The organism is Alteromonas sp. AO-Serp (genome assembly GCF_017849675.1).
GTDB lineage: Bacteria > Pseudomonadota > Gammaproteobacteria > Enterobacterales > Alteromonadaceae > Alteromonas > Alteromonas macleodii.
In genome coordinates this window covers 1-4,850 of record NZ_JAFLMX010000122.1, presented here as the reverse complement: position 1 = coordinate 4,850, position 4,850 = coordinate 1, and the positions used below count along the sequence as shown (strand labels likewise).

6 protein-coding genes are annotated in these 4,850 nt (G+C 47.4%); all 6 read right to left on the bottom strand.

All coding sequences use genetic code 11. The annotated features are described in order from the left end of the window. Positions 1-243 precede the first annotated feature (243 nt). Positions 244-675: a nucleoside-diphosphate kinase gene (ndk, locus tag QVA83_RS09280; RefSeq protein ID WP_012519000.1), complete on the bottom strand. Its 432-nt coding sequence runs from the start codon at positions 673-675 to the stop codon at positions 244-246. A 271-nt stretch (positions 676-946) separates the two neighbouring features. Further along, positions 947-1,357: a SufE family protein gene (locus QVA83_RS09275; protein ID WP_014950170.1), complete on the bottom strand. Its 411-nt coding sequence runs from the start codon at positions 1,355-1,357 to the stop codon at positions 947-949. Positions 1,358-1,416: 59 nt separating this feature from the next. Next, entirely contained in the window at positions 1,417-1,950 is a 534-nt protein-coding gene (sufT, locus tag QVA83_RS09270) for a putative Fe-S cluster assembly protein SufT (RefSeq protein WP_014977033.1), read from the bottom strand. Positions 1,951-2,000: 50 nt separating this feature from the next. Further along, positions 2,001-2,357 (bottom strand): HesB/IscA family protein, encoded by a 357-nt coding sequence (locus QVA83_RS09265; RefSeq protein ID WP_014950172.1) that lies wholly within the window; start codon positions 2,355-2,357, stop codon positions 2,001-2,003. 9 nt (positions 2,358-2,366) lie between these two features. Next, a complete protein-coding gene (locus tag QVA83_RS09260) occupies positions 2,367-3,584 on the bottom strand; it encodes an aminotransferase class V-fold PLP-dependent enzyme (RefSeq protein WP_039231541.1) in 1,218 nt (405 codons plus the stop codon). Continuing rightward, on the bottom strand, positions 3,581-4,837 hold the full coding sequence (gene sufD, locus QVA83_RS09255; protein WP_039228366.1) for a Fe-S cluster assembly protein SufD: 1,257 nt from the start codon (positions 4,835-4,837) through the stop codon (positions 3,581-3,583). Before sufD ends, QVA83_RS09260 begins: the two co-directional genes overlap by 4 nt. Positions 4,838-4,850: the final 13 nt, after the last annotated feature.

Below are 4,850 nucleotides of genomic sequence, written 5' to 3'. Positions count from 1 at the left end.
GAGTATCTGAGCGCGCTTTAGGCAATGCGCGAGAAGCGTGGTTTAGCTTGCCTAAATGAGCGCCGAGCAAAACAGCGTAAAGCGTGTATCTTTCTTCTGAGTGACTGAGCGCGCTTTAGGCAATGCGCGAGAAGCGTGGTTTAGCTTGCCTAAATGAGCGCCGAGCAAAGCAGCATAAAGCGTGTTCAGGCGCTCAGAAACAAAAAACGGGGCTTATAGCCCCGTTCATCTACCTACGTAATCTTAGCGAGTACGTGGGCAGATTTCTTCTTCAGAGAAGAAGTAAGCAATTTCACGTGCTGCTGACTCAGGTGCGTCAGAACCGTGAACTGCGTTTTCGTCGATTGACGCAGCGTAGTCTGAACGTAGTGTACCTGCAGCTGCATCAGCTGGGTTAGTTGCGCCCATGATTTCACGGTTAGCTAGAACTGCGTTTTCGCCTTCTAGTACTTGAACCATAACAGGACCAGACGTCATGAAGTCTACAAGTGCGCCGAAGAAAGGACGCTCTTTGTGTTCTGCATAGAAGCCTTCTGCTTGCTCTTTGCTCATGTGGATCATCTTAGATGCCACGATGCGAAGACCTGCAGATTCGAAACGGTTGTAAATTGCACCGATTACGTTTTTAGCTACCGCATCAGGCTTGATAATCGAAAAAGTACGCTCAAGAGCCATGTTCTCTCTCCAAACAAATAGTGTGTGTATCTTTAAAATTTTGGCCGCGAATTATAGGCAATAAATAGCAGCTTGACCAGAGCCTTTATCAAATCAGATATAAAGTACTGTTTTTATGCGCAAATGTAGAGAAAGGTTAGCCTGTTGGCGATGACAATATGATGACAGCGTACAGATTATTTTGCACAGAACTAATTATCGAGGACTCACCTGCCCCACTGCCTTTACTATGGAACCCTAAAACGGCTTAAAGAAACCAACGCTTAAAAAATTAAGCGTTGGCTTTTGCTAATTCTTGGATTTTACCCACAATGGCGCGTAAGCCATTACCGCGAGTTGGCGTGATATGACGCTCTAGGTCTAGTGCTTCAAAATAGCCGTCGATATCAAACGCTAAAATATCTGTTGGCGTTTTGTCATTATAAGCGGCAAGTACTAACGCAAGCAGTCCTTGAACGATAACTGCATCGCTGTCTACGTCAAAGTTGATTTTATTGCCGTCGTAAGACTCCACCAGCCAAACGCTGCTCTGACATCCTTTGACCAAACGCTCAGGTGTTTTGGCATCTTCAGGCAAGCCCGGAATAGATTTCCCTAAATCAATGATGTACTGATAACGCTGTTCCCAATCGTCGAAGAACGCTAAATCATCAATAATTTCGTCACTGCTAGGTAGTTGCATTGCTATTTCCGCTTAATTTGTTTGAAAAATTGTGTGATTAAATTTCACTGCGTGAATGACTAGAAGAACAGACCCGCTTCAAGCTGTGCTTCTTCACTCATCATATCACGGGACCATGCAGGGTCGAATACAAGCTCTACGTTGACGTTTTTAACATGGGGAACCATGGCAACGCGGTATTCAACGTCGCCAACCAATACTGGGCCCATGCCACAGCCTGGTGCGGTCAGGGTCATATCAATATTGACGCTGCTAGTATCTTGATCAATTTCCACTTTGTAGATAAGACCAAGGGATACGAGATTGATAGGGATCTCAGGGTCAAAGATAGTTTCTAACGCGTCCCACACTTGCTGTTCGCTTATGTTTCCGTCTTCTGGCGCGTCAAAGCTCAGAGTCATCGCTTTTCGGCCAATAGCACCTGCATCAGTACCATCGATGCGGTACATGTTGCCACGCCACGTTACCGTATAGTTACCACCGAGCTCTTGGGTGATATTCACAAACTCGCCTTCAGGGATCACGGTAGGATTGCCCGCTGGAACTAAGCGCGCTTTACAGTCGCGCTCGGTGGTCACCATTTTTTGCTTCATAAACTACTTAGTACTCTTTGTTCTACCACTGTTGGCCTTTGACGTGGCGCTTAGCCTACGTTAAAGCTTTCACCGCATCCGCACTCATCAACCACGTTCGGGTTGTTGTATTTAATGACGCCGTTCACACCTTCTGTAACGTAATCAATTTCAGTATTACGCAGTAGGTCGGTGGCATCTGCAGCAACGGCTACGTTAAGTAGTGGCGAAATTTCAACAATTTCGTCATCGGCTTGCGCACTATCTGCGAAATCAAGCACGTAGGCGTAACCTGTACAGCCGCTTACTTTTGTCGATAAACGAATTAACTGACCAGGCTTGTCTTTAAGCTTACTTTCGAAATGCTTAACGGCACTGTCAGTTAGCGAAATGAGCTTTGTACTAGGTACGAAAGTTTCAACACTCATAATGCCTCCTTAGGCCAACATCATTTTTGCTTTTTTAAGCGCAGCAAATAGGCTGTCTACTTCTTCAAGCGTATTGTAAATTGAGAACGACGCACGGGCAGTACCCGGTATACCGAAGCGCTTCATTAGCGGCTGTGCACAGTTGTCACCGGTGCGGATCGCAACGCCTTGTCTATCGAGAATGAAGCCCACGTCCGCCGGGTGCGCACCTTCAAGTAGAAAGCTCAGCACGCCTACCTTATTAGGTGCCGTACCGATTATCCGCATACCGTCAAACGCTTCGGCCTGCTCTGTAGCATAGGCAAGCAGCTTTTGTTCATGTTCATGCAAAGCATTGACATCAAGAGCACTAAACCAATCTACTGCAGCGCCCATACCAATGGCACCTGCGATGTTTGGCGTACCGGCTTCTAATCGATTTGGCAATGCTCCCCATGTGGCTTCATGGTAGGTCACATCTTTGATCATCTCGCCGCCTACCTGCCAAACAGGCCAGGTTTCTAGCACCTCTTTTTTGCCCCACAGACAGCCAATGCCTGTTGGACCGAATAGCTTGTGGCCTGAAAACGCGTAAAAATCACAGCCAATGTCTTGTACGTCAACACCGCCATGAGCAATACCCTGTGCGCCATCAACCAGCACCCATGCGCCTACCGCTTTCGCTTTTTCAGTAAGCAGTTTAATTGGGTTCACCGTACCTAGTGCATTCGATACGTGAGGAAACGCCACTAGCTTTGTGTTTTCAGACAGCAGTCTATCGAAAGCGTCTACGTCTAACTCTCCGCTGTCGAAAATAGGTACAACATTTAGCGTTGCACCAGAACGGCGACACGCTTGTTGCCAAGTAACCAAGTTTGCGTGGTGCTCAAGCTCAGTCACCATCACTTCGTCACCTTCGCTTAGTAGCTGTCCAAGACCATTGGCGACTATATTGATGGCTTCTGTGGTGCCCGACGTCCAAATAACTTCTTCACGCGCTTTCGCGTTAATGAACTTTGCAACGCTGGTACGTGCATTCTCGTAACGGCGCGTGGCTTCATCCGATAAATGGTGCGCACCGCGGTGCACGTTTGCATTCGTCCCCGTGTAAAAATCTACTAAGGCGTCGATAACGGCCTGAGGTTTTTGTGTTGTTGCCGCGTTATCTAGGTAGACCAGCGGCTTGCCGTCTACCGTTTTAGATAAAATAGGAAACTGGGCACGAAGTGCTGCAACGTCTAAGCTCATTTCACCTCCATTTGGGCGAAGCGCTCACTTAAAATTGGTGCTAGCCATTCACGGACTGCCGCATTAGGCACGTCATTTATAAGCTCTTGAATGAAGCCAAAGTTGAGCATTACCAGTGCTTTACTGCGAGAAACGCCGCGGGTAAGCATGTAATACAAGGCTTCTTCTTCAATTTCAGCAACCGTTGCACCGTGGGCACATTTTACGTCATCAGCATAAATTTCAAGCTCAGGCTTGGTGTTGATAACACCACGGCGCGATAGCAACAAGTTGCGGTTGTTAAGTTCAGCCAATGTCTTTTGCGCGTCGCGATGTATATGAATACGACCGTTAAATACTGCACGTGCTTTATCGCCAACAATACCGCGGGCATTTTCTTCTGTTGTGCCATTTGGCATAGCGTGCTCTATGGTTGAGTGAAGGTCGAAAAGCTCGCCTTCTGCCAGAAGATAAATAGCGTTCATTTTCGCATCGGCGAATTCACCAGCGTGATGAATATCTACGTCTAAGCGAGAAAGCTCACTACCGTAACCTACCATAGTGCTGTTAAGCGTAGTGCGGTTATGTAGCTTAAAGTGGCTACCACCTAATTGCTTAGCTTTGCCGGTAAACATAGCAAAACGATAGTGCTCTAGGTGTGCATCATCAGCCAAGTCATATTCAGCAAACGCTGTGGTTAAACTTTCAGTATCGCCAAAACCTTGCTCGATAACAGTAGCACTTGCGCCTTCAGCGACCTTCACCACCACACGCGTATGAGCATCAACATTTTGCGACGCCATGTTCACAATGCGCACTGGCGTGTCGATTTTCGCGCCTGCTTCAACATTAATAAATATACCGTGTTGGCACAGCGCATCGTTAACTAGGCCAAACATATGACGGGTAGGTTTAACCTGACCGTATACACTGCTGATCGCTTGCTGCGTGGCAGTATCATCATTATTAAGTGACGTGATGCTCATGCCAGCTGGCACATTTAGCGTGTTAACCTGCGTGACCAAGACACCGTCTACAAATACTAGGTCGATAGCATTTAGGTTATCGATAGCGGGTACCGGTAAACTGTCTGCCTGAACCGCTTGCTTAGCTTCACGCTTTTCAACGGGTGTTAGCGGCGTAAAACGCCAGCTTTCGTTTCTACGGGCTGGCCAACCATCAGCTTTTAACTTTTCTAAGGCCTGCTGACGCACGGGCGCTAAGTAATCGGAGATTTGCGCCGCATCAATGACCTGTTCTAGCCATTGACTCATGCTTCAGCCTCCT